Origin of the sequence: Albimonas donghaensis, from assembly GCF_900106695.1 — a bacterium.
Lineage (GTDB): Bacteria > Pseudomonadota > Alphaproteobacteria > Rhodobacterales > Rhodobacteraceae > Albimonas > Albimonas donghaensis.
The window spans coordinates 738,611-764,342 of sequence record NZ_FNMZ01000001.1 but is presented as its reverse complement, the minus strand read 5'-3'; the positions used below and the strand labels follow the sequence as shown (position 1 = coordinate 764,342).

The following is a 25,732-nucleotide window of genomic DNA, read 5'->3' as shown; positions in this document are numbered from 1 at the left end:
GCGCCGGGTCAGGAGACCATGGCCAAGAAGATGCTCATCGACGCGACCCACCCGGAAGAAACCCGGGTCGTCGTCGCGGACGGAAACAAGGTAGACGACTTCGATTTCGAGTCGATCGCCAAGAAGCAGATCGCCGGCAACATCTATCTCGCCAAGGTGACGCGCGTTGAGCCGTCGCTGCAGGCCGCCTTTGTCGAATACGGCGGCAACCGGCACGGATTTCTCGCCTTCTCCGAGATCCATCCCGACTATTACCAGATCCCGCGGGCCGACCGTGAGGCGCTGATGGCCGAGGAGGAAGCCGAGGCCCGCAAGCGCGCCGCGGCCGAGGACGGCGGCCGTGGCCGTCGCAAGGGCCGGGGCGCGCGCCGCGCCGCCGAGGAGGCCGAGGTCGAGGACGACCAGGAGACCGGCGACGAGGATCAGGAGAACGACGACGACTCGATGATGGTCGAGGATGTCGACGATTCCGACTCCGACAATGACGGCGACGAAGCCGACAGCGACGCGGCCGATGGCGAAACCTCGACGGCGGACACCGCCGAAGCCGAGCCGGACGCGGAGAAGGTCGAAGCCGAAGCCGCCCCCGCGATCGAACAGGCCGCGGCCCCCGAAGCCGAGACCGAAACCGCGCCGGAAACGGCCGAGGCCGCGCCCGAAACCCCCGCCGAAACGACCGCCAAGACCCCTGAGGAGACGGACGCCGCCCCGTCGGCCGACCCCGATATCGAAGAGGTCGATCCCGACGCCAAGCCGCCGAGCTCCATCGCCGAGAGCGCCGGGACCGGCGACGACGACCGGGTTGAGGAAGACTACGCCCCCGCCGCCGAGCGCAAGCGGGAGGAGGACGAGACCTCCGCCGAGCCCGCGCCCGAACCGGCCCCCGAGGCCGCTGCGGACGCCGGGACCGAGGCCGAGCCGGTCGCCGAAACCCCGGCCGAAGCCGACGCCCCCGCGGAAGTCGAGACCGCGGAAACCGTGACCGAGGCCGAGACCCCTGCCCCCGAAGCGGAAGCGGAGGCCCCGTCGGAGACGGAAGCCGCCGCCGAAACCCCGGCCGCCGAGCCGGCCGTGACCGACGCTCCGGCGACCGAAGCTTCCGAAGCCGAGGCCCCCGCTGAAACCGCGACGGACGCCGCCTCCGACGCGAATGCGGAAGCGAGCGCCGAAACCACCACGGAAACCACCGCCGAGGCGACCGACGCCGCCTCCGCCGAAACGGCGACCGCCGAGGGCGACGCCGCCTCCGAAGGCGACTCGACCGCCGAGGAGAGCGAAGAGGACGGCGACCGCCGCCGCCGCCGCTCCCGTCGCGGCGGCCGGTCCCGCCGGTCCCGCCGCGGCCGCGCCCGCGCCGACGAGACCGAGACCGAGGGCGACGCCACCGCCGAAGCCGACCCGGCCGAGCCCGAAGCGGACGCCGAGGCCGAGCCCCGGCCCCGTCGCGCCCGCCGCTCGCGCTCCCGCACCCGGGACGCGTCGGACGAGGACGCGCCGCAGGCCGAGACCGTCTCGGGCGATGTCGACGACGACCAGGGCGATGGCGGCGACGAGATGGCCGAAATCTCGGTCCGTCGCATCTTCCAGCGCCGCTACAAGATCCAGGAAGTGATCAAGGTCCGGCAGATCCTGCTGGTCCAGGTCGTTAAGGAGGAGCGCGGCAACAAGGGCGCCGCGCTGACCACCTATCTCTCCCTCGCCGGCCGCTACTGCGTGCTGATGCCCAACACCGCCCGCGGCGGCGGCATCTCCCGCAAGATCACCAACGCGGCGGATCGCAAGAAGCTCAAGGACATCGCCTCGGAGTTCGAGGTGCCCAAGGGCATGGGCCTGATCATCCGCACCGCCGGCGCCAAGCGCACCCGCGCGGAGATCGAGCGCGACTACGAATACCTCCTGCGCCAGTGGGAGCAGGTGCGCTCCATCACCCTCAAGTCGGTGGCGCCCAGCCTGATCTACGAGGAAGGTTCGCTCATCAAACGGGTGATCCGCGACCTCTACGCCACCGGCATCGACCAGATCGTCGTCGCCGGCGAAGAGGGCTGGCGCGAGGCCCGCGACTACATCTCCATGCTGATGCCGGGCCATGCCCGCAACGTGGTGCTGCATGAGGGCGGCGCGCCGCTCTTCGCCAAGCATGGCGTGGAGCAGGAGCTGACCTCGCTGATCCACCCGGTGGTCCAGCTGAAATCCGGCGGCTACATCGTCATCGGCATCACCGAGGCGCTGGTGGCCATCGACATCAACTCCGGCAAGTCGACCAAGGAAGGGTCCATCGAGGACACCGCCCTGAAGACCAACCTGGAGGCGGCGGACGAGATCTCGCGCCAGCTGCGTCTGCGCGACCTCGCCGGGCTGATCGTCATCGACTTCATCGACATGGAGGACCCGCGCAACAACCGGGCCGTCGAGAAGCGGATGAAGGAGAAGCTGAAGATCGACCGGGCGCGGATCCAGGTCGGCCGCATCTCGGCCTTCGGGCTGATGGAGATGTCGCGCCAGCGCCTGCGTCCCGGCGTGCTGGAGGCGACGACCGCCCCCTGCGCCCATTGCCACGGCACCGGCATCGTGCGGGCGGATTCCTCCCTGGCCCTGGCCATCCTGCGTCAGCTGGAAGGCGAGGCGGCCCGCGCCCGCGCGCCGGAGCTGCTGATCCACGCTCCGATGGGGGCCGCGGCCTACCTGCTCAACGACAAGCGGGATCACCTCTCGGCGATCGAGGCGCAGCATGACGTGGTGGTGCGGGTGCAGCCCGACCCGGCGCTGTTCTCGCCCGAATTCCATATCGAGAAGGTGAAGACCCAGACCCGCCGGCCGGCCCAGGTGGCCGCGGTGACCGCGCTGTCGGTCGCGCCGCCGGATCTGGAGGACTACGATCAGGTCGAAGAGGCCGAGGTGATCGAGCCGGTGGCGGAGACGCCCGCCGCCGTGGCGGAAGCGTCGGCGTCCCCGGAGGCGGCCGAAAAGCCCGCGCCGCGCGCCCGTGCGGCCGCGCCCGATGACGGGGCCGAGGATGACGACGACGCGTCGCGCCGTCGTCGCGGTCGCCGCGGCGGTCGTCGCCGCCGGCGAGGCGGACGGGATGACGAGGCCGCGGCCGGCGATGAGCAGGGCCAGGCCGAGGCCGTGACGGCGGAGGCTCCGGAAGCGGAGGCGCCCGTCGCGACGGCTGACGCCTCCCCTGAAGTCGACGCCGCGATCCCCGCGCCCAAGCGCACCCGCCGCCGGCGCAAGCCGCGGGCCGAGGATGCGGACGCCGCCCAGGCGACGCCCGAAGCCGAACCGGTTTCGGCGCCCGAAGCGCCCGTCGTCGAGCCCGCGCCGGAGCCGGAAGCCGCCGCGGAGGTCCCGACGCCCCAGCCCGAGCCGGAGCCCGAGCCCGAGCCGGAGGCGACCGTCGAGGCCGCGCCCGAACCGGCGCCCGAGCTGGCCGAGACCCCTGCCCCGCAGCCGGAACCCGAGCCTCAGCCGGAACCCGAGCCCGAGCCGGAGGCCGCGACCAGCCCCGCGATGGCCGAGCAGCCTGCGGCAACCCCGCAGAGCGGCGAAGAGGGCCGTCCGAAGAAGCGCGGATGGTGGGCTTTCAGCCGCTGACGCGCGGCGACTTCGCCTGAAGAAAAGGCCCCGGACCGCAAGGTCCGGGGCCTTTTTCATTCCCGTGCCGACACCTCGTCCGCGGAGCTGCGTCGCCGCCATGCGCGGCGTCTCAGCCACCGACACGATCTCGTCGCGGCCACGGCCCTGGCCTACTCCGGCGGGAAGCTCGGCCTACCGACGCCGCGGACCTGACGGGCGGTCGCCTCGGCGCCGCATCGCGGCGAGCTTCGACCCGCCCCTTCCCCTTAAAAACCACACCGGAGGGCGCCTGGCTGACCCGAATGGCTGGACAGGCCCCACGCCCCCCTCGCCCCGAGCCCCGCCAGCGTCCGGGCCACGAAAGCGCACGCCCCCCCTTAAACGAAAAAGGGCGGCCCGAAGGCCGCCCGAATTCAGATCTGACCGAGTGGTCTCAGCCGCGACGACGACGGGCGACGAAGCCCATCAGCGCCAGACCACCACCGAGCAGCGGCAGAGCGGCCGGAACAGGCACGGCCGACGGCGGCGCGGTGTAGTTGTACTGCACCGTGACGTTCGCATCGCTCAGCGAGCTACCGGCGACGGTGAAGTTCGAACCGGTCTCAGTCTCGAAGCCGGTGTCGAAGGTGAACCCGAAGCTGTAGGTGCCGACGCCCACGAAGTTCGACTCGTCCACCAGCGAGATGAGGTAGGACGACCCGACCGACGAGGCGGTCGACAGCGGCAGCGAGCCCGAGCTTTCGCTCGGATCGAGCTCAACCGCACCGGTGGAGTCGGACGAGGCATACGGCGAGGCCGGGAAGATCGAGTCGATCAGGCCGTCATTGTCGGCGATCGTCAGCGAGCTGTTGAGCTTCACGGTCGACGTTTCGGTGGTCCCGCCGTTGTTCGTGATCACGATCGACGCGGTCGAGGCCGTCGAGAAGACCAGGAGCGACACGCTGTCCAGCGTGCCCCACGACGGGTCGAACTCAGAGACGGTGACAGTGACGGTCCCATCGCCACTGATCGCGCCGCTGGAGGTGCCCACCGCGTTGAACGTCGCGGCGCTGGCTGCGACCGTCGTCAGCGCCAATGCCGCCAGCGATCCGAATGTAACCCTAAACATATCCATCTCCAGATTCGTTTCCCCATTTCCGAGATACCGGAGCCCCGCGAAAGCGGAAGGCAGGCGAACCCGAGTCGCCCCGTCAATCTCGTTCATGTTCTTTGTAACGCGTTTCTTCAGAGTTTGGAACAGCGACGTTCACATTCGGCCAACTAAATTCCGCAACGCACCACTGGGGCGAACCGGCGGCGTCACATACCCGCCCCGGCCCAGGCGGCAAGCCGCCGGGCGCCTTCGATAATCTCCGATTCAGACCTCGCGAAGCTGAAACGCACCGTATTGTCCCCACGAACCGGGTCGAAATCCACGCCGGGCGTGGCGGCGACCCCGGCTTCGGACAGCATCCGGGCGCAGAAATTCCGGCTGTCATCGGTGAATTCCGCAACGTCCGCGTAAAGATAGAAGGCCCCGTCCGGCGGCGCGAGCCTGTCGAAGCCGGCGCGAGGCAGCGCGTCGAGCAGAATTTCGCGGTTCCGTTCGAATCGAAGACGATTCGCCTCGCATTCCTCCTCCGCCCCCAATGCGGCCAGCGCCGCGACCTGGCTCACATGCGGCGGACAAATGAACATGTTCTGAGCGAGCCGTTCAATTACGCGGATCATCCGCTCGGGCACGACCATCCAGCCGATCCGCCATCCGGTCATCGACCAATACTTGGAGAAGGAGTTGATCACGATGGCCTCGTCATCGACTTCCAGCGCCGAGACCGCGGGCGCGCCATAGGTCAGGCCGTGATAGATCTCGTCGGAGATCAGCCACGCCTCCCGGCTCCGGCACGCGGCGGCCAGGTCCGCCAGCCGGGCGCGGTCCAGCATCGCTCCCGTGGGATTGGCCGGAGAGGCGACCAGCAGCGCCCCCCAGTCCGGCGTTCCCGGCGCGGTCAGCGCGGCTGCGGTCGGCTGCCAGCGATCCGCCTCCCCGGTCTCCAGGCGCAGGGTCTCCACGCCGAGCGCCTTGAGGATGTTGCGATAGGACGGGTAGCTGGGATCGCCGAGCGCCATCCGCTCCCCCGCCTCCAGCGTGGCGAGGAAAGCCAGCGTGAACGCGCCCGACGACCCGGCCGTCACCACCACCCGCCGCGGATCCAGCGACAGCCCGTGACGCCGGCGATAGAGATCGGCGATGCCCTCGCGCAGTTCCGGCAGGCCGAGCGCCACCGTGTAGCCCATCGGCCCCTCCCGCATGGCGCGGGAGGCGGCCTCCAGCGCGCGGGCGGGGGCGGAGGTCGCGGGCTGGCCGACCTCCATGTGAATGATGTCGCGGCCCTCGGCCTCGGCCGTGCGGGCGGCCTCCATCACGTCCATCACGATGAAAGGATCGACGGCGCTTCGCCTTGAAGTTTTCATCGGTTCCGGCTCCTATCGGGGGGCTGAGGATCGCGACCCTCGGGGCTGGGCGGCGGTCGGTCAAGCGGCCAGGCCGGCGCGGGCGCGGGCGCCCCCATGCGGCGCTTGCGCCGACGGGCCTTGCGCCCGGGCGTCGCGGCGCTCACCTTGCGGCCGGTCCGCGCCGCGCCTTTCGCGTCCTGCGCTCCGAACCGGGCGCGGGGCGTCCGGATCGAGCGGCCCCGGCCGCGAGCCTGCAACAGCGGCCCCCGCCGCGCCCTGCGAAAGCCGAGCCGAGATCCCAGCCGTGACCCTGCGAACCGCCCTCCGCTCCGCCCGCCGCGCCGTTTCCGCGGCCGCCCCCGACATGTCGGCGCCGGGCCGCGCGCCTGCGCCGGGCCGCATGGGGCGGTCGCCCCTTGGCCGCGCGCTCGCGCTCGTCCCCCGCGCGCTGGCGCTGGCCGCGGCCCTGGCCGTCCCCCTGCCCGCCGCCGCCGCCGGCTTCGTGCGCGACGCGGAGATCGAGCACGTGCTCGCCAAGCTCTCCAACCCTATCTTCCGCGCCGCGGGCATCGCGCCCGACAGCGTGAACATCATGATCCTCGACCAGCCGGCCCCGAACGCCTTCGTCTTCGCGGGGCGCAACATGGTGTTCTCCACCGGGATGCTGCGCCGCTACGCCAAGCCCGACGAACTGCGCGGCGTGATCGCCCATGAGACAGGCCATATCACCGGCGGGCACCTCGCCCGGCGCGAGATCGCGGCCGGCAACCTGCAGGGCCCGGCCATCGCGGCCCTGATCCTGGGCATCGCCGCCGCCGCCGCCGCCGGGGCCGCGGGCTCCTCCGCCGGGGCGGGGCTGGGCACGGGGATCGCCATCGGCGGGCAGAGCGCGATCTCGCGCGCCTTCCTCACCTACAACCGCGCCGAGGAATCCGCCGCCGACCAGGCCGGGCTGACCTATCTGGAACGCGCCGGCATCGATCCCAGCGGCATGCGCCGGGTGCTGGAGGGGTTCCGCGGGCAGGAGGTGTTCTCCGACCGCTATCGCGACCCCTACACGCTGACCCACCCGATGTCGGCGGACCGGCTCTCGGCGATGGAGCGGCGGGCGGCGAAATCGCCCGCGCTCGGCAAGGGGCCGGAGCGGGAGCTGGTCTACTGGACCGAGCGGATGAAGGCCAAGCTGGAAGCGTTCATCGACACGCCCTCGGCCACGCTGAGCCGGCTCGATCCCGACGACCATTCCGAGCTGACCACCCTGCGCCGGGCGGTGGCGCTGCATCTGTCGCCCGATCCGGACCGGGCGGTGAAGGAGGTGGACCGGCTGCTCGCGATCCGCCCCGACGACCCCTATTACGAGGAGCTCAAGGGCCAGATCCTGCTGGAGAGCGGGCGCGGCGCGCAGGCGGTGGCCCCCTATCGCCGCGCGGTGGCGCTGGCCCCGGACGAGCCGCTGATCCTCGGCGGGCTGGGGCGGGCGCTGCTGTCGATCGGCACGCCGCAGAGCGACCGCGAGGCGCTGGCGGCGCTGGAGCGGGGCGCGCGCGATTCCCGCGGCGGCGGCCCGGGCCTGCTGCGCGACCTCGCCTTCGCCTATGCCCGCACCGGCCAGGAGGGACGCGCCGCCCTGACCACGGCCGAGCGTCTGGCGATGACCGGCCAGGGCCGCGACGCCCGCCGCATGGCCGAACGCGCCAAGGACCTGCTGCCCCATGGCAGCCCCGAATGGCTGCGCGCCGACGACATCGTGGCCAGCGTCGAGGCGGCCCTGCGATGACCCGCGCCGCCCCCGCCCCGGCCTGCGCCGCATCCGCCCCCGCCTGCGCCGCGTCCGCCTCGAACCCGCGCGCGCCCGACGGGTCCGCGCGCGCCTCGCTTGCCCGGCACGGCCTCCGCGCCCGCGCCCCTTACACCCGCGCCCCACACCACGGAGCCCAGACGCACATGACCGCGATTCCCCAGCCCGCCCCTCTCGCCGCCCGCCCGCTGCGCGCCGCCCTGCGCGCGCTGCTGCCGGCGCTGGCGCTGGCCGCCCTGCCCGCGCTGATCCCGGCGCCCTCCCCGGCCCAGACCGCCGCGCCGCTCTCCGCGCCCTCGTCCGCGTTCAGCCCCGAGGACCGCGCCGCGCTGCGCGCCGAGATCCGGAGCTACCTGCTCGACAATCCCGAGGTGATCATGGAGGCGATCCAGGTGCTCGAGGATCGCCGCCGCATCGCCTCCGAATCCGAAGGCCGCGACCTGGTGGCCCGCAACGCCGCGGCGCTGTTCGAGGACGGCTATTCCCATGTCGCCGGCAATCCCGACGGCGACGTGACCGTGGTCGAGTTCATCGATTACAACTGCGGCTACTGCAAGAAGGCCCATGACGACGTGCGCAAGCTGGTGGAGACCGATCCCGGCCTGCGCTACGTGGTCAAGGAATTCCCGATCCTCGGGCCGAGCTCGGTCACCGCCGCGCGGGCCGCGCTGGCGGCGCGCGAACAGGACGAGGGCCGGCGCTACATGGCCTTCAACGACGCGCTGATGAATCACAAGGGCGGGCTCTCGGACGGCGACGTCTGGGCGCTGGCCGCCGAGGCCGGGCTGGATATCGCCCGGCTCAAGGCGGATTCGAAGGACCCCGACATCCAGCGCGCCATCGAGGCCACCTATTCGCTGGCCAAGGTGCTCAAGATCGAGGGCACGCCGACCTTCGTGATCGGCGACAGCATCGTGCGGGGCTATGTGCCGCTCGACCGTCTGCGCGAAACCGTGGCCGAAACCCGCGAACGCAAGGGCTGATCCGGCGCGGGGGGACCGCTCCCCGCCCGCTTGCCGCGCCTCCTGTCACGCTCCCGACCCGGCGGCGTGGCAGACGCCCCTTGGCAACGCCCCCCTCGCACGTGTAAACGCCCCGATGACGCACCCGGGGGCCCCGCGCCGTCAGATCGGCCGCGACCGTCAGGCCTCGCAAGAGCAGCGACCCCGAATGACCAAGCATCACGACGCCGACATCGCCTTCATCCGCCAGCTCGCCGAACTGCTTCGGGAGACCGAGCTCAGCGAGATCGAGGTCGCGCGCGAATATGGCGAGGACGACCAGCTGCGCGTGCGCGTCACCCGTCAGCTCGCCGCCCCGACGCCGCCGCCCGCGCCCGTGACCTACGCCGCCCCCGCCGCGGCCCCCGTCGCCATGCCGACGGCCGAGGCCGACGCCGGCGACGCCGCCGACGCGCTGGCCCGCCATCCCGGCGCGGTGGCCTCGCCCATGGTCGGCACCGTCTACCTCCAGGCCGAACCCGGCTCGCCCGCCTTCGTCAAGGTCGGCGACGCGGTGACGGAGGGGCAGACCCTGCTGATCATCGAGGCGATGAAGACCATGAACCAGATCCCCAGCCCGCGGGCCGGGACGGTGAAGCGGATCCTGGTCGAAGACGGCTCGCCGGTCGAATTCGGCGCGCCGATGATGATCATCGAGTGACCCGCCGGGTCTCTGCAAGGCTGGTCCGGGGATAATCGGATGTTCAACAAGGTCCTGATCGCCAATCGCGGCGAGATCGCGCTGCGGATCCACCGCGCGTGCCGCGAGCTGGGCATCGCCACCGTCGCGGTGCATTCCACCGCCGACGCCGACGCCATGCATGTCCGCATGGCCGATGAGAGCGTGTGCATCGGCCCGCCCTCGGCGACGCAATCCTATCTCAACATGCCCGCCCTGATCTCGGCCTGCGAGATCACCGGGGCAGAGGCGATCCATCCCGGCTACGGCTTCCTCTCCGAGAACGCCACCTTCGTGCAGGTGGTGGAGGATCACGGGCTCGCCTTCATCGGCCCGACCGCCGAGCATATCCGGGTGATGGGCGACAAGATCGCCGCCAAGGACACCATGAAGGCCCTGGGCGTGCCCTGCGTGCCCGGCTCCGACGGCGCCGTGACCACGGCCGAGGAGGCGATGGACGTCGCCGCCGACATCGGCTTTCCGGTGCTGGTCAAGGCCAGCGCGGGGGGCGGCGGCCGCGGCATGAAGGTGGCGCGCACCGCCGCCGAACTGCCCAACGCCTTCGCTTCCGCCCGCTCCGAGGCGCGGGCCGCCTTCGGCGACGACGCCGTCTACCTGGAGAAATACCTGGGCGCGCCCCGGCATATCGAGATCCAGGTGTTCGGCGACGGCAAGGGCCGCGCGGTGCATCTTGGCGAACGCGACTGCTCCCTCCAGCGCCGCCACCAGAAGGTGTTCGAGGAATGCCCCTCTCCGGTGCTGCTGGAGGCCGACCGCGCCCGCATCGGCGCCACCTGCGCCGAGGCCATCGCGGCGATGAACTACCGCGGCGCCGGCACCATCGAATTCCTGTGGGAGAACGGGGAGTTCTATTTCATCGAAATGAACACCCGCCTTCAGGTCGAGCACCCGGTGACCGAGGCCGTCTGGCGCGTCGACCTGGTGAAGGAGCAGATCCGCGTCGCCGCCGGCCTGCCCATGTCCTTCGACCAGGCCACGCTGCGCCCCGAAGGCCACGCCATCGAATGCCGCCTGAACGCCGAGCGTCTGCCCGACTTCGCCCCCTGCCCGGGTGAGATCACCGCCTATCACGCCCCCGGCGGGCTGGGCGTGCGCATGGACAGCGCCATCTATCGCGGCTACCGGATCCCGCCTTACTATGACAGCCTGATCGGCAAGCTGATCGTGCATGCCGAGGACCGTCCCACCGCCATCGCCCGCCTGCGCCGCGCGTTGTCGGAGATGATCGTGGACGGCATCGACACCACGCTGCCCCTGTTCGACGCGCTGACCCGCGACCCGGACGTGGAAGCCGGGAATTACGACATCCACTGGCTGGAGAAATGGCTGGCCGGCGCCGCGCGCTGACCGACCGGGCTTCCGTCCCTCGCGACGGGAGCCCGCCCATTCCCGCCGCCCCCGCACATTCCCTCCGCCCCCGAACATTCAGGCCGCTGGCCCGCTCCGCGCAGGCGCAGGGCGAGCCCACGGGTCGTGCGTCCGGGCGCTTAGCCGTCCCTGGATCCGCGCCGCGCCGTCGCGCTCAAAGCCATGCGGCCGGCGACGTCCCCAACGGCCCCGCCGGCCGGTCCCAGGCCAGGGGCGCGCCCTCGATCAAGGCCGGCGGGCGCAGACGCAGGGCCTCTCCCCAGACCGTGCGCTCGGGCGCGGGGGCGTGGTCCGCCGCCTCCGCCGCGCCCAGGTCGCCGCGCACCGGCCCCGCCCCGCCCTCGGTCAGCAGCGCCGCGCAGCGGGCCAGCGAGGTCCGCGCCCGCATCCTCCGTCCATCCGTCCGCCGCCCCGTCAGCCCGCGCAGCGCGGCGGCGGCGAGGATATAGCCGGCGGCATGGTCCAGCGCCTGCACCGGAAGCGCGCCGGGCCGCTCCAGCCCCGCCGCCGCCATCTCCAGCGCGGCGATTCCGGAGGAAAGCTGCACAAGGCTGTCGAAGCCCCGCCGCCCCGCCCAGGGCCCGGAAAACCCGTAGGCGCACAGCGAGACGTCCACCAGACCCGGCCGCGCGGCGGCGCGGACCTCGGGCCCCAGCCCCAGCCCCTCCAGCGCGCCGGGGCGGTAGCCGTGAAGGATCATGTCCGCGCCGGACAACAGCGCGAGGAACCGCGCCCGCCCCGGCTCCGTCCGCAGATCGAGCCGGGCGCAGCGCTTGCCCAGCGTCACTTCGGGTTCCAGCGACGGCTCCTCCCAGTCCGGCGGATCGATGCGCAGGACCTCCGCGCCCAGCCCGGCGAGGAAGCGGGTGGCGACCGGACCGGCGAGAATGCGCGTCAGGTCCAGCACCCGCAGCCCCGCCAGCGGGCGCGCGGCGTCTGCCATGGGCGGCAAGGCGGGGCCGGCCTCGCCCCGGTCCAGCAGGACCAGCGGCGCGGCCCGCACCGCCGCGCCCTGCGGATGGGCGCGCCAGGCCTCCAGTCCACGCATCTCCGCCGCGCAGCCGCCCTGCCCGACCACCGCCGCCTCCAGCGCCTCGGCCCGCCAGCCGGCGACCGCCTCCGCCACCGCCTCGCGCGTGCCCTCCGACCCGAGCCCGAGGGCGCGCAGGGCGGCGGCGCGGTGATGGGGGGCGTTGGTGTGCAGCTTGATCCAGCCATCGGCCGTCGCGTAGTCGCCCGCCAGCGAATCCCAGGCCGGCGGCGCATCCCATCCCGGCCGGACCGAGGCGCGGAACCACAGCGAGGCCAGCCGCCGATCCACCCGGACCGCCGGCGGGGGCCCGCCCGAAGCTGCGCGATACTCCGCCGCCGCCAGGCACGCCGCCGCCACCGACCCCGCCGCGAGATCCGTCACCGGAAGGCAGGAGCGCAGCGCCCCTTCCCCCTCGAACGTCACCGCCGCGTCGGCATCCGGGTCGCCCCCCAGCGCCGCCCGGATCGCCTGGAGAAACCCCCGCGCGCCCGCATCCGTTCCAGCCATCCCCGCCCCTCCCCTGCGTCCGTCAGGCGCGGAGCATCCCCCGGACACGCGCCCCGGGCAAGCAGGCCGCCACGCACCCCGAACGCGAAACGCCGCCCCCGGCGGACCGGGGACGGCGTTGCGGCGGGGCCGGGCGCGCCCGGCGGCTCAGGCGGGCGTCACTCTTCGAGGCTCACCGCGATGAAACGCAGCTCCCCGCGCGACGAGACCAGCAGCAGCACCGACTTGCGGCCCTGCTCGCCGGCCTTTTCCACCCGGTCCTTGACCTCGGCGGGGGTGGAGACGCTCTCCTGCGCCACCTCGACGATCACGTCGCCCGGGCGCATGCCCTTCTCGGCGGCGGGACCGGCGGCGTCGACGCTTTCGACCAGCACGCCCTCGACCTCATCGCCGAGGCTGTATTCGGCGCGCGCCTGCGGATCGATCGCCTTGAGGGTCATGCCCAGGGCCTCGGCCGCCGGCGACGGGTCGGACGGCGCGTCGGCGGAGGCGTTGATGACCGGCGCGTCCTCCTCCAGCAGGCCCAGCGTCACGTCCACCGTCTCGATGTCGCCCTTGCGCCAGACCTCCACCGGCACGACCTTGCCGGCCTTGGTCTCGGCGACCATGCGGGGCAGATCGCGCATCTGCTCCACCACCTGGCCGTCGAAGCGCAGGATCACGTCGCCGTTCCGCAGGCCGCTCTTCTTGGCCGGGCCTTCGTCGATGACGGTGGAGATCAGGGCGCCGGCCGGCTTGTCGAGCCCCAGCCCCTCGGCGATGTCCGGCGTGACCTCCTGGATGGAGACGCCCAGCCAGCCGCGCTTGGTGGTGCCAAATTCGCGGAGCTGGTCCACCACGTTCTCGACGATGGTGGAGGGCACCGCGAAACCGATGCCGATGGACCCGCCCGACGGCGAGATGATCGCGGTGTTCACCCCGATCACGTTGCCCGCCATGTCGAACAGCGGCCCGCCCGAATTGCCGCGGTTGATGGCGGCGTCGGTCTGCAGGAAGTCGTCATAGGGCCCGGCGTTGATGTCGCGGTTGCGCGCCGAGATGATGCCGGCGGAAACCGAGCCGCCCAGGCCGAACGGGTTGCCGATGGCCAGCACCCAGTCGCCGACGCGGATGCCGTCGCTGTCGCCGAAATCCACGAAATCCAGCGGGTGGTCGGGCTCGACCTTCAGCAGGGCGACGTCGGTCTTGGGGTCGGTGCCGATCAGCTCCGCGGTCAGCGAGCGGCCGTCGGAGAAGTTGGCCTTGATCTCGTCGGCGCCGTCGATGACGTGGTTGTTGGTGACCAGGTAGCCGTCCGCCGAGATCACGAAGCCCGACCCGAGCGAACCGCGGGGCCGCGCGGGACCGCCGCCGCCGCCGGGGCCGTTCTCGCCGAAGAGCTCGGGGAACAGTTCGCGGAACGGCGAGTTCTCGGGCAGGTTCGGGCCGCGCGGACGGTCGGGCTGGGCGACCTTGGTGGTGGTCGAGATGTTGACCACCGCCGGGCTCAGCCGCTCCGCCAGGTCGGCGAAGCTGGTGGGCGCGCCGGCGGGCTGCGGGCCGCCGAGCTGCTGGCCGGTCGAGGGCGGCTGCGCCTGCTGGGCGTTGGCCTGCGGCGCCGGCTGAAACGCGAGCAAGGCGCCCGCCGCGACGGCGGCCATGGCGAGCGTCGCGGTCAGCGGGCGCCGGCGGTCCGTGTGGGGTTGGATCTGCAAGTCTTCGGTCCTCCAGCTGGTCCGGCGGCCTCTGCGCGGCCCCTGTCCCTGCGCGCAACGCGCGAGGGGGGCGGGGCGGGGCGCGGGGCGCGTCCGGTCGATCAGGTCCGCGCCGTAGATGTGGTGTTTTCGCCACCACGCAACCATAGCGCGCTTCAGCGCCGTCACAACGTCGAGAGCGCGGGGATGGGAATTTTCGCGTCGGGCGCGGCGCGGCCCGCAAACACCCCCCCGGGAATCCCCCCCGGAGACCGACGGGACATCGACGCGAGCGAGCCGGAGGAGGCGAGCGCGGGGCGGGCCGAAGCCTCAGTGCGCCAGGGCGAGCAGCCCGACGCCGAGCGCCGCGGCGAGCAGGCCCGCATAGCGCAGCCGCTCCGGCCCCATCAGGCGCATGGTCTCCATCAGCCGTTCCATCCGGTCCGGCGCGATGGCGAGCAGAAAGCCCTCGGCGGCCAGGATGGCGCCGAGGGCGAAGATGAGGTCGCGCATTCCTGCGCGCCCTCCTTACTGGTCGCCCGCCGCCGGCGCGTCGGCGCCGCCGGGCAGGAAGTAGCGGAAGAACTCGCTGTTGGGAGAGATCACCAGCGAGGTGTTCGTCCCCTTCATCGCGCTCTCATAGGCCCGGAGGCTCCGGTAGAAGGCGAAGAACTCCTCGTCCTGCCCGAAGGCCTCGGCGAAGACCTTGTTGCGCTCCGCGTCGGCCTCGCCTCGGATGATCTCGCTCTCCTTGCGGGCCTGGGAGACCAGCTCGATCGCCTGACGGTCGGCGTTGGCGCGGATCCGCTGGCCGGCTTCCTCGCCTCGGGCCCGCTCGTCCGCGGCTTCGCGCTCACGCTCGGCCTGCATCCGCTGGAAGGTGGCCTGCAGGTTCTGCTGCGGCAGGTCCACCCGGCGAAGACGCACGTCGACGATCTGAACGCCCAGGTTCAGGGTCTGCGCCCGCGCCGTGTCGCGGATCCGGGTCATCAGGTCGGAACGCTCGTCCGACAGGATGGTGTCCGACGTGACCGAGCCCAGAACCTCGCGCAGCGAGGCGTTGAGCACGCGCTCCAGCCGCGGCAGCGCGGCCAGCTCGTTCGACACCGCCTGGCGGAAGCGGACCGGATCGGTGATCCGCCAGCGCGCGAAGGCGTCGACCACCAGACGGCGGTCGTCGATCGGCGTGATCTCGAGCTCCCCGCCTTCCAGCGGCAGGATGCGGTCCTCGTAGTAGGTCACGTTCTGGACCAGCGGGATCTTGAAGTAGAGCCCGGGTTCCCGGTAGCCCTGCGTCTCGCCGACCACCTGGCCGAACTGGAGCTTCAGGGCCTGCTGACGTTCGTCGACGATGAACACCGAATTGATCAGCACGAAGATCGCCACCGCGAGGGCGACGAGCAGGATCGGAAGTTTCCGCATCACTGGTTCCCTCCCTTGCGAAGCTGGTCGAGCGGCAGATAGGGCAGCACGCCGCCTCCCCCGCCGGAGCCCGAGCCGGACACGCCGTCCTCGATCACGATCTTGTCGACGTCGCCCAGCACCTTCTCCATGGTTTCGAGATAGAGACGCTTGCGGGTCACGTCCTCGGCGTTGCGGTACTCGGCCAGGATGGCGAGGAAGCGGGCCGCGTCGCCCTGCGCGTCGTTGACGGTCTGGGCGTTGTAGGCCTCGGCCTCCTGCACCAGCTGGGCCGACTGGCCGCGGGCCTCGGCCAGCGCGCGGTTGGCGTAGGCCTCGGCGGTGTTCTCGGACCGGACCCGGTCCTGCCCCGCCGCCTGCACGTCGCGGAAGGCGTCGATGACCTCACGCGGGGGGTCGGCCTTGTCGAAGTTGACCCGGACGATGTTCACGCCGGCCTCGTAGCCTTCCAGCGTCGACTGGATCAGCGCCTGCACGTCCTGGGAGACGATGGCGCGGTCGCGGTTGAGGATGGGCGCGAGCTCGGACTTGCCGATGACCTCGCGCATCGCCGCTTCCGACACCGCGCGGATGGTCGCCTCAGGCTCGGCCAGGTTGAACAGGAACCGCGCGGGGTCCGCAATGTTCCACACCACCTGGTAGTCGACGTCGACGATGTTCTCGTCGCCCGTCAGCATCAGCCCCATGTCGGACTGCCGGGACCCGCCGGAGGAGCGGACCGCGTTCTGGCCGATGTTGATGACGTTCTCGCGGGTGACCGGCAGGACTTCGTAGGTATAGAGCGGCCAGGGCGCGAGGTTCAGGCCCTCGTTCCCGATCCCGGCGAATTCGCCGAGCCGCAGCTCCACCGACTGCTCGGAGGTGTCGACGGTGTAGAGCGAGGCCGCGAGCCAGGCGCCGGTGGCGGCGATGATCGCGATGATCCAGCCGCCGCGGCCGATGCCCTCGGGAAGGCCGGAGCCCCCGCCGCCGCCGCGATTGCCGCCGCCGCCCTGACCGCCGCCGCCGAAGATGACCTTCAGCCGATCGCGGCCCTGGCGCAGGAGCTCGTCCATGTCCGGACCCTGATCGCCGCCGCCATTCCCGCCGCCGCCGCCGCCTCTGCCGCCGCCGCCCCAGGGACCGCGGTCGCCCGAGCCCGAATTCTTGTCCTTGCCCCCACCGCCCCACGGGCCGCCGGAGTTGTTGCTGAAGGGCATATCTTTGATCGTCCTCCCGGATTGGTCTCGACCGCGCGAAGCGCCGCCGATCATCGCTTGTCCGGGGCGCCGCGCGCCGCCGGACGTTCCCTGGTCCGCGGCGCGTGCGCCCCCGGACCTCATCTCGTCGGCGGCGCGTCCCGCGCCCCCGGAAATTCAGCGCCTGCGCCCTCGGGCGTCGGCGGCCTACGAACCATGCGCGTCAGGGCGCCGCGGTCAAGACCCGGCGGCCATCGAGGCCCTGGGCCCGACCGTGCGCGACGGCTCGCGCATCGTCACCAGCTCCTCCGCCGCGGTGGGATGGACGGCGACGGTGCGGTCGAAATCCTCCTTGGTCGCGCCCATCTTGATGGCCACGCCGGCGAGCTGGATCATCTCCCCCGCCGCGTGCCCCACGACATGGCAGCCCAGCACCTTGCGGCTCGACTTGGAGACCACGAGCTTCATCAGCATCTTCTCGTCCCGGCCCGACAGGGTGTGCAGGGTCGGGCGGAAGGCGGCGCGGTAGATCTCCACCGTCTCGCGCGCCGCGGCCGCTTCCTCGCTCTCGCCGCAGGTGCCGATCTCGGGCTGGGTGAACACCGCCGTGGGGATCTGCTCATGGTCCGCCGCGGTCGGCTCGCCCTCGAACACCGTGCGCACGAAGGCCGCGCCCTCGCGGATCGCCACGGGGGTCAGCGCCACCCGGTCGGTCACGTCGCCCACCGCGTGGATCGAGGGGCAGGACGTGGCCGAATACCGGTCCACCTTCACCTCGCCCTTGGGGCCGAGCTCGACCCCCGCCGTCTCCAGCCCCAGGCCCGTGGTGTTGGGCCAGCGCCCGGTGGCGTAGAGCACGGCGTCGGCCTCGATCCGCTCGCCGCTGTCGAGCAGCGCGACCAGGCCGCCGACCTCGGGCTTTTCAATGGCGGCGACATCGGCGTTGAGCCGGATCTCCACGCCCTTGCGGATCATCTCGTCCTGGACGAACTGCGCGGTCTCCCCGTCGAAGCCGCGCAGGATGCGCGCGCCGCGGTAAAGCTGGGTGACCTGCGCGCCCAGCCCGTTGAGGATGCCGGCGAACTCGGAGGCGATGTAGCCGCCGCCCACGATCACCACCCGTCGGGGCATGGTCTGAAGCTCGAACAGCTCGTTCGAGGTGATGGCGTGCTGGGAGCCGGGGAAATCCGGCACGAAGGGCGCGCCGCCGACCGCGATCAGGATGTGCTTCGCGGTGACCTCCCGGCCGTGATCCTCCAGCCGCACCGAATGCGGGCCGGCGACGGTGGCGCGGGTGCGGTGCAGCTCGACCCCCGCGCCCTCCAGGTTACGGGCGTAGATGCCCTCCAGCCGGGCGATCTCGGCGTTCTTGGCGGCCATGAAGGCGGACCAGTCGAAGGACCGCTCGCCCACCGTCCAGCCGAAGCCGGCGGCGTCCTCGAAGGCCTCGGAGAAGGCCGAGGCGTAGACCATCAGCTTTTTCGGCACGCAGCCGCGGATCACGCAGGTGCCGCCGAAGCGGTGCTCCTCGGCCGAGGCCACCCGGGCGCCGGTCTGGGCGGCCATGCGCGCGGCGCGGACCCCGCCGGAGCCTCCGCCGATCACGAAAAGGTCGTAGTCGTAGGTCATGCGCCCTCTCCTGTTGGCGGCTTGCGGGGCGGCTCCCCTCAACCTCGCGCCCTGCGGCCCGGAGCCCGAGACCCCGGCCCCGGAACCCCGGCTCCCGAACCCGTGGACCCGCGCGGGGGCCTGCGCGATCGGGGGGAGCGCGTCTCCCGTCCCACATGGGGCGCGGGGCCGCGATTGTCACCCGAGGCGCCGCGATTTCGGCGCCGACGCGCCGTCTTGGCGCCCGCTTCTGCGGCCGGGGGCGGGCGCCCGGCCCGCCCCCGGCCCGCCCAGGGGAGGCCTCAGTCGAAGCCGGCCTCGTCCTCGTCATCCTCGTCGTCCAGCGACAGGATTTCCGTGGTTCCATCCTCGTAGCCTATGATCACGCTGTCGGCGATGTCGACGAACAGCCCCGTCTCCACCACGCCGGGGATCATGTTCAGCGCCAGCGCCAGCTCCTCCGCATCGCCGAGACGACGCAGGTGGCAGTCGATGATGAAATTACCGTTATCGGTGATGTAGGGCTCGTCCTTGTCCATGCGCAGGGTGGCGATCTTGCCCTCCACGTCCATGTCCTCGAGCGTTTCCTCGACGATGGCCTTGGTGGTCTCCCAGCCGAAGGTCGCGATCTCCACCGGCAGCGGGAACACGCCCAGATGCTCGACCTGCTTGGAGGCGTCGGAGATCACCACCATCCGGTCCGAGGCGGTGGCCACGATCTTCTCCTGCAGGAGCGCGCCGCCGCCGCCCTTGATCAGGTTCAGGTCGGGGTCGAATTCGTCGGCGCCGTCGATGGTGAGGTCGAGCCAGCCGGCCTCGTCCAGCGTCACCACCTTGAGGCCCGCCGCCTGCGCCTGGCGCGCGGTGCGCAGCGAGGTCGGCACGCAGACCAGGTCCAGCCCCTCGGCCTTGGCGCGCTCGGCCAGCAGTTCGACGAACCACTTGGCGGTGGAGCCGGTGCCGAGGCCCAGCCGGTGGCCGTCCTCCACCAGCGCCACGGCGGCCGCGGCGGCCGCGCGCTTGGCGATTTCCTTGCGATCGAGACTCATGGCCGGGCTCCTCCTGACGCCTCGCGCCGCCCTGGCGGTGCGGTCCGGGGCGCGACAGCGCGGACCGGTCCGGGGGCGGGAGCGGCCCTTGGCCGACTCGGGTTCCGTTTAATACGGTTCGGAGCGCGAGACCACCGTCCGCGCCACGCCGCCGCCCCCGGACAAGCAGGGGGGCGCACGGCGCGAAGACGCCGGAGAGCGGCGCGGTCGGGAGGGACGCGGATCATGGATGTCGGGCATCACCGGAAACGGGCGCGCGGGCGCGTCGGCGCGGCGGCGGAGGCTGCGCAGGCCGGGCGGACGGGGCGGGCGGGGCGGACGGGGCGGGCGGGGCGGGCGCCCTGCGCTTCGGGCGCGCGCACATGACCGGATCGCCGCCCGCGGCGGGCCCGTCCCCCATCCCGTCCGCCAACCCCTCCCCCAACCCGGCTTCCGCGCCGGCTTCCGGCCCGCCCTCCGGCCGGCCGCCGCGGTTCCGCTCGGTGATGCTGCTGGCCTTCGGGCAGGTCGCGGGCTGGTCGGCGCTGTTCTACACCTTCCCCGCCCAGCTCGCCCGCTACGAGGACGCCTTCGCCGGCCAGGGCCCCTCGCCGGCGCTGGGGCTGAGCCTGTGCCTCGCCGCCACCGCGCTCTGCGCGCCGACCTCGGGCGCCTGGATCGACCGGGGCCGCGCGCCCTGGATGATGCCCGCCGGCGCGCTGGTCGGCGCGGCGGCGCTGGCGATGCTGAGCCGGGTCGAGAACCTGTGGAGCTTTTTCGCGCTCTGGGCGCTGGTCGGCGCGGCCTCGTCCTTCTGCCTCTACGAGCCCTGCTTCGCCCTGCTGACCCGCGCCCGCGGCATGGGCGCGCGCAAGGCGATCACCGCGGTGACGCTGGTCGCGGGCTTCGCCACGCTGGTCGCCTTCCCCACCGTGTCCGCGCTGGACGCGGCCTTCGGCTGGCGCGGCGCGACGCTGGGCATGGCGGCGCTGGCCGGGCTGGTCTCCGCCCCCCTGCTCGCCTTCGGCGCCCGCATGGCCGAGGCCGAGGCCCCGCCCCGTCCCCCCGGCCCCCGCCGCCGCGGCCCGAGCTTCCGCGCCGCCCTGCGCCGGCCGGGCGCCGCGCGGGTGGCGGTCGCCTTCGGGGGGGCCTCGATCTGTCACGGGCTGATCGCCTCCAACGTCCTGCCGCTGATGACCGAACTGGGCGCGGCCGAGTCCGTGGCCATCGCCGCGGCCTCGGCCATGGGGCCGATGCAGGTGGTCTCGCGCATCGCGCTGACGCTCGCGCCCTCGCGTTGGCCGGCGGCGGCGCTGTCCTGCGTGACGCTGTCGATGATGGCGCTGGCCGCCACGGCCCTGATCTTCGTCGCCGCCGGACCATGGGCCGCCGCGGGCTTCGTGTTCCTGCAGGGCGGCGCGGTCGGCGCCATGACCATCCTGCGCCCCACGACGCTGGTCGAGGCCGCCGGCACCGAGGATTTCGGCGCGGTTTCGGGCGCCGTGGCCATGGTGCTGATGCTGGGCATGGCGGTCGCCCCCGCGCTGGGGGCCGGCCTGCGGGCGTTGGCGGGGCCCGAGATCACCCTGCTCGCCGCCGCCTGCCTGCCCGCCCTCGGGGCGACGCTGCTGGTCCCGCTGTTCCGCCGGAAATAAGCCGGCGCGCGAACGGTTTCAAAAGCGATCGAACGACGAAATGACGGGTTCCCGCCCGTTCCGGGGCCGGATTCGCACCGGCCCCGCCCCGGAATGTGATTTCATTTGAAGCAGGTCTCCGGGCGGCCTTCGCCCGGAGACCCCTGCGACGCCCCCGGATCAGACCGCCGCGTCGAGCCCCCGGCCCTTCAGCAACGCCTGCGGATCGGGCGCGCGGCCGCGGAAACCCAGCCAGGCCTCCATCGCGTCCTCGCGCCCGCCGGCCGAAAGGATGGTCTCCTCCAGCCGCGCCGCGACGCCCGGGTCGAAGACGTCGCCGGTCTCCTCGAAGGCGGCGAAGGCGTCGGCGTCCATCACCTCGGACCACATGTAGCTGTAATAGCCCGCCGAGTAGCCGTCGCCCGAGAAGACGTGCAGGAAATGCGGGGCGGAATGCCTGGCCCGGATCGCGTGCGGCATCCCGATCCGCGCCAGCAGCGCCGCCTCGAAGGCCACCGCGTCGAAATCCGCCGCGGTTTCGGTCAGACGGTGCAGTTCGTGATCGGTCAGCGCGGAGCCGATGTATTCGGCCGTCGAGAACCCCTGCCCGAAATTGCGGGCCGCGAGCATCTTCTCCATCAGCGCCGCCGGGATGGGCGCGCCGGTCTGGTAGTGGCGGGCGTGCTTGCCCAGCACCTCCGGCGCTTCCAGCCAGTGCTCGTAAAGCTGCGAGGGCAGTTCCACGAAGTCCCGCGCCACCGAGGTTCCGGCCAGCGACGGATAGCGCACCTTCGACAGCATCCCGTGAAGGGCGTGGCCGAATTCGTGGAACAGGGTCGCCGCGTCGTCGAAACTCAGCAGCGTGTCGCCCCGCCCGGCCCCCTGCGCGAAGTTCATCACGTTGAGGATCACCGGGCGCACCGCGCCCACCGCCGGGTCGAAATCCTCCTGCGAGATCATCTGGCTCATCCACGCGCCCGAACGCTTGGAGGCCCGCGCGAAATAGTCCCCGATGAACAGCGCCACCGGCGCCCCGCCCCGGGTCACTTCCCAGGCGCGGGCGTCGGGATGGTGCAGGTCCAGGCCCTCGACCTCCCGGAATTCCAGCCCGAACAGGCGGTGCGCGCAGTCGAAGGCCGCCTCGATCATGTTCTCCAGCGGGAAATAGGGCTTCAGCTCGGCGTCGGACACGGCGTGGTCGCGGGCGCGGACCTTCTCGGCCCAGTAGCGCCAGTCCCAGGGCTCCAGCACGTCGTTGGCCCCGGCCTCCCCGGCGGCGGTCGCCTCGGCCAGCAGGCGCGCGGCCTCGGCCTCCGCCTTCGCCCTGGCCGGCGTCCAGACCCGCAGCAGCAGGTCGCGCACGGCATCGGGCGTCTTGGCCATCTCCGGGGCCAGCTTGAAGTCGGCGAAGGTCGCGTGGCCCAGCAGGTTCGCCCGCTCGATCCGCAGCGCCACGATGCGCGCGATCAGGGCGCGGTTGTCGGTGTCGCCGCCATTGGCGCCGCGCGCGGTCCAGGCCCGCCAGGCCTTCTCCCGCAGGTCGCGGCGCGGGCAGAGCCGCAGGAAGGGCTCGACCGAGGACCGGGCCAGCGTCACCAGATGCCCCTCCGCGCCCCGGTCGGCGGCGGCGCGGGCGGCGGAGGCGACCAGGCTTTCGGGCAGGTCGGCGAGGTCGCCTTCGTCCAGCGGCAGGGTCCAGCCGCTCTCATCCGCGAGCACGTTCTGGGAGAAGGCGGTGGAGAGATTCGACAGCGCCTCCATGATCTCCGCCATCCGGGCGCGGCCCTCGGGCGCGAGGCGCGCGCCGGAGCGTTCGAAGGCGCGCAGCAGCTGCTCCAGCAGGCGGGCCTCCTCCGGGCTCAGGCCCTCGGTCGGAACCGCGTCGACCCGGGCGGCGAGCGCGGGGTCCATCCACACGGCGGCGGAATGGCGGGCGAGGCGCGGGGCCATCTCGCGCTCGATCCCCCTTATGGCGTCGTCGGAATTGGTGGAGGCCAGCGTGTAGAACACCGTCGCCACCCGGCCGATGGCCCGGCCCGCGGCTTCCAGCGCCTCGACGGTGTTGGCGAAGGTCGGCGCGGCGTCGGCGTCCCGGATCGCCGCGATCTCGGCCAGGTTGGCCGCCAGCGCCCGGTCGAAGCCGGCGCGGATCGCCTCGGGCGTCGCGGCGGCGAAGGGCGGCAGGCCCCAGGCCCCGGTCCAGGGCGCGTCGAGCGCGGTCTCGGTCGCGGCGGTCTGGGTCATGAAGGGTCCTTTCGAAAGACGCGCGGGCCGTGGCGGAGGGCGGCGGAGCGGCGTCGAAGCGGGAGCGGCGCGGGCGCAGCTGGGCCTTGCCAAGCCGTCGCGCGCCGCGGAATGTCGTGCGGGAACGCGGTCGGCGTTCCGGGCTCCGGCTGCATATAGCCTTTCGGCGCCGGGCCGACCAGATGACCCGCGCCGCGGAGACCTGGAACCGGGGCGCGCGACGGGCGAAACGGAAGACCGCGCGGCATTGCCGCGGCGGGGCGAACGGGAATGGGGACGGTAGGCGTGGGTGGCGACGGGAAGAACGCGAAGACGGCCGCCGTCCCGGCCGGGCCGGTGCTGGAACTGCGCATGCTGGGCGCGGCGCTGGCCCGCCCGCCCGGCGGCGCCGCGCTGACCGCGCTGGGCGCCAAGGGCATGGCGCTGCTGGCCTTCGTGGCGCTTCAGCCCGGCCGCACGGCCACCCGCGACGTGCTGGTGGACCTGCTGTGGTCCCAGGGCTCGCCCGACCAGGGGCGCGCCTCCCTGCGCCAGGAGCTGCGGCGCATGAAGCGCGCGATGGGCCCGCTGTTCGAGGCGGCGGTGGAGACGCCGGGCGGCCAGATCGCCCTTCGCCCGGGCGCCGTGATCACCGATGCGGAGCAGGTCGACGCGGCCTGCGCGGCGCGCGAGACGGTCGGGCTCTCGGCCCTGCTGGACTGCTACGGAGGCGCCCTGCTGGCCCCTCTGGCCGTGGCCGAGGCGCCTTTCCAGGACTGGATCGCGGCGCGCAACTCGCAGCTGGAAGCCACCGTCACCGACGGCCTGCTGCGCCTGATGCTGCTGGACGAAAGCGCCGGGCGGCTCGACCGGGCGGCGGCGGCGGCCCGCAAGCTGCTGGATATCGATCCGTTGCAGGAGGACGTGCACGCCTCCCTGATCCGCATCCATGTGGCGGGCGGGCGCGTTCCGCAGGCCCAGCGGCAGGCCGACGCCGCCCGCGCGGTCTTCATCGCGGAACTGGGCGAGCCGCCGGAGACCGATCTCGACGCGCTGATCCCGGCCCGCCGCGCCGCCGCGGCCTCCCTGGCGGCCGCGGCCGAGGCGCCCGGCCCCGCCCCGACTGGCCCCGTCCCGACTGGCCCCGCCCCCTCGGCCCCCGCCGCGCGGGCCAGGCCCGGCGCCGCGCCCCGCCCCTCCGCCGCGCGCCCCCCGGCAACCGTCGCCCGCGCGCCCGCTCCTGACCCGCGCCCGCTGGTCGCCATCGTGCCCTACGGCGCCGACCCGGCCGCGCGCGCGCTGGCCGAGGCCGCCGCCGACGCCGCCATCGCGCAATTCGCCCGCATCGGCTGGATGCGCGTGCAGGGCCCCGCGGCGCTGGAGGCCGCGGGCATCGGGCTCTCCGCCCTCACCCGCGCCGCCGACTACGCCGTCACCCTGCGCGCAGAGACCGGCCCCGACGCCTGCGCCGAGATCGTCACCGCCGCCCGCTCCGGCGACGCCGCCGCCATCGCCACGCGCCGGCTCGCCTGGCCGGAGGGCGGAGAGATCGGGCGCGCCGCGGGGCTGGGCCGGATGCTCGCCGGCGCGCTCGCCTCCGACCTGATGGAGGCCGAGACCGCCCGCGCCCTCGCCCTGCCCCGGACGGAGCCCGCCGCGCCCCCCCGCAAGGGCGCCCCGCCGCCCTGTTCCTGGACCCGCCTGATGCGCGCCCGCGGCCTGGTCATGCAGGGCGGCCCCGCGGCGGCGGAGGCCGCGCGCGCCCTGCTGGAGCCGCTGGCCCGCGCCGGCGACGCCGATGCGGCGGAGCTGGTGGTGCTGGCCTTCTCGCATCTCGAAGAAGGCTGGTCCGGCTGGTCCCCCGCCCCGCGCGAGGCGCTGTTCCGGGGCCGCGAGCTCGCCCTGCGCGCCCTGCGCCGCGCCCCGGGCGACGCCTGGGCCCAGCACGCGCTGGGCATCGCCGCGGCGTTGATGGAGGACCCCGCCGCCGCCCGCGCCCACCAGCTGCGCGCCCTGACCCTCGCCCCCGGCTTCGCCCCGGCCCTGGGCGAGATGGCCCGCCTGCTGGCCCTGTCCGGCGACGCGGAGGAGGCCGTGGCCTGGGCCGAACGGGCGCTGGCCACCGCCCCCGGCGCGGCGGAGGCGGCGCAATGGCTGCTGGCGCCGGCGCTGGCCCGGTTCGCGCAGGGCCAGCCCGCGGCGGCGCTGGCGGCCTGCGACCGCGCGCTCGCCGCCCGCCCCGACTGGGCGCATACGCGGCTGCTGCGCGCGGCCTGCCTGCGCGCGCTGGGACGAGGGGCGGAGGCGGAGGCGACCCTCGCCCCCCTCTCCCCCACCCTGTCGCGGATGTCTCCCGAGTCGGCGCGCCTGGTTCACGCCTTCGACGACCCCTCGTTGACCGAGGCGATCCTCGCCCCGTTCGCGGAGCTGACCGCGGGGGCCTGATCCGGCTTTCGGCGCCCCCCCTGCGGCCCCCCCCCGCAGCACCCTCCCCGCATCCGGCCCCGGCCGCGGCCCCGGCGACCCGCGCCGCGTTCCGCCGGGCGC

Annotated in this window: 17 protein-coding genes; 7 read left to right on the top strand and 10 right to left on the bottom strand. The window is 73.1% G+C overall.

Annotated features, from left to right (window positions below; genetic code table 11):
* Positions 1 to 18: 18 nt before the first annotated feature.
* Positions 19 to 3,594, top strand: coding sequence for an Rne/Rng family ribonuclease (locus tag BLV24_RS03160; protein ID WP_245710357.1), 3,576 nt, complete (start codon positions 19 to 21; stop codon positions 3,592 to 3,594).
* Positions 3,595 to 4,009: 415 nt separating this feature from the next.
* Here the strand turns inward: BLV24_RS03160 and BLV24_RS03155 are convergent, their stop codons facing one another.
* A complete protein-coding gene (locus BLV24_RS03155; protein WP_094030688.1) occupies positions 4,010 to 4,780 on the bottom strand; it encodes a choice-of-anchor E domain-containing protein in 771 nt (256 codons plus the stop codon).
* Positions 4,781 to 4,875: 95 nt separating this feature from the next.
* A complete protein-coding gene (locus BLV24_RS03150) occupies positions 4,876 to 6,030 on the bottom strand; it encodes a pyridoxal phosphate-dependent aminotransferase (protein ID WP_092679663.1) in 1,155 nt (384 codons plus the stop codon).
* Between the two features lie 286 nt (positions 6,031 to 6,316).
* Here BLV24_RS03150 and BLV24_RS03145 point away from each other — a divergent pair, with 286 nt between their 5' ends.
* The 4 genes from BLV24_RS03145 (at position 6,317) to accC (ending at position 10,858) form a co-directional block, all read left to right on the top strand.
* Positions 6,317 to 7,789, top strand: coding sequence for a M48 family metalloprotease (locus BLV24_RS03145; protein WP_092679662.1), 1,473 nt, complete (start codon positions 6,317 to 6,319; stop codon positions 7,787 to 7,789).
* A 167-nt stretch (positions 7,790 to 7,956) separates the two neighbouring features.
* Positions 7,957 to 8,793: a DsbA family protein gene (locus BLV24_RS03140; RefSeq protein WP_176954601.1), complete on the top strand. Its 837-nt coding sequence runs from the start codon at positions 7,957 to 7,959 to the stop codon at positions 8,791 to 8,793.
* Between the two features lie 187 nt (positions 8,794 to 8,980).
* Entirely contained in the window at positions 8,981 to 9,472 is a 492-nt protein-coding gene (gene accB, locus BLV24_RS03135) for an acetyl-CoA carboxylase biotin carboxyl carrier protein (protein ID WP_092679660.1), read from the top strand.
* A gap of 39 nt (positions 9,473 to 9,511) precedes the next feature.
* Positions 9,512 to 10,858 (top strand): acetyl-CoA carboxylase biotin carboxylase subunit, encoded by a 1,347-nt coding sequence (gene accC, locus BLV24_RS03130; protein WP_092679659.1) that lies wholly within the window; start codon positions 9,512 to 9,514, stop codon positions 10,856 to 10,858.
* A 175-nt stretch (positions 10,859 to 11,033) separates the two neighbouring features.
* Here accC and BLV24_RS03125 read toward each other — a convergent pair whose 3' ends face one another.
* The 7 genes from BLV24_RS03125 to rpiA all read right to left on the bottom strand — a co-directional run bounded on the left by BLV24_RS03125 (position 11,034) and on the right by rpiA (position 19,349).
* Positions 11,034 to 12,419, bottom strand: coding sequence for a CoA transferase (locus BLV24_RS03125; RefSeq protein ID WP_092679658.1), 1,386 nt, complete (start codon positions 12,417 to 12,419; stop codon positions 11,034 to 11,036).
* Between the two features lie 158 nt (positions 12,420 to 12,577).
* Positions 12,578 to 14,113: a DegQ family serine endoprotease gene (locus BLV24_RS03120; protein ID WP_245710356.1), complete on the bottom strand. Its 1,536-nt coding sequence runs from the start codon at positions 14,111 to 14,113 to the stop codon at positions 12,578 to 12,580.
* A 309-nt stretch (positions 14,114 to 14,422) separates the two neighbouring features.
* Positions 14,423 to 14,605 carry a DUF2065 domain-containing protein gene (locus tag BLV24_RS03115; RefSeq protein WP_092679657.1) on the bottom strand — a complete coding sequence of 61 codons (183 nt, stop codon included), beginning with the start codon at positions 14,603 to 14,605 and terminating at the stop codon, positions 14,423 to 14,425.
* Positions 14,606 to 14,620: 15 nt separating this feature from the next.
* On the bottom strand, positions 14,621 to 15,514 hold the full coding sequence (hflC, locus tag BLV24_RS03110; protein ID WP_092679656.1) for a protease modulator HflC: 894 nt from the start codon (positions 15,512 to 15,514) through the stop codon (positions 14,621 to 14,623).
* Complete coding sequence (hflK, locus tag BLV24_RS03105) at positions 15,514 to 16,713, bottom strand: FtsH protease activity modulator HflK (RefSeq protein ID WP_092679655.1); 1,200 nt, start codon at positions 16,711 to 16,713, stop codon at positions 15,514 to 15,516. Before hflK ends, hflC begins: the two co-directional genes overlap by 1 nt.
* Before the next feature lie 216 nt (positions 16,714 to 16,929).
* Positions 16,930 to 18,321: a glutathione-disulfide reductase gene (gene gor, locus BLV24_RS03100; RefSeq protein WP_092679654.1), complete on the bottom strand. Its 1,392-nt coding sequence runs from the start codon at positions 18,319 to 18,321 to the stop codon at positions 16,930 to 16,932.
* 281 nt (positions 18,322 to 18,602) lie between these two features.
* Positions 18,603 to 19,349 carry a ribose-5-phosphate isomerase RpiA gene (gene rpiA, locus BLV24_RS03095; RefSeq protein WP_092679653.1) on the bottom strand — a complete coding sequence of 249 codons (747 nt, stop codon included), beginning with the start codon at positions 19,347 to 19,349 and terminating at the stop codon, positions 18,603 to 18,605.
* 362 nt (positions 19,350 to 19,711) lie between these two features.
* On the opposite strand from rpiA, the gene BLV24_RS03090 reads away from it, so the two are divergent.
* Entirely contained in the window at positions 19,712 to 20,983 is a 1,272-nt protein-coding gene (locus BLV24_RS03090) for an MFS transporter (protein ID WP_092679652.1), read from the top strand.
* A 159-nt stretch (positions 20,984 to 21,142) separates the two neighbouring features.
* Here the strand turns inward: BLV24_RS03090 and BLV24_RS03085 are convergent, their stop codons facing one another.
* Positions 21,143 to 23,206, bottom strand: a complete 2,064-nt coding sequence (locus BLV24_RS03085; RefSeq protein ID WP_092679651.1) for a M3 family metallopeptidase — start codon at positions 23,204 to 23,206, stop codon at positions 21,143 to 21,145.
* 285 nt (positions 23,207 to 23,491) lie between these two features.
* Here BLV24_RS03085 and BLV24_RS03080 point away from each other — a divergent pair, with 285 nt between their 5' ends.
* Complete coding sequence (locus BLV24_RS03080; protein ID WP_176954600.1) at positions 23,492 to 25,630, top strand: tetratricopeptide repeat protein; 2,139 nt, start codon at positions 23,492 to 23,494, stop codon at positions 25,628 to 25,630.
* Positions 25,631 to 25,732: the final 102 nt, after the last annotated feature.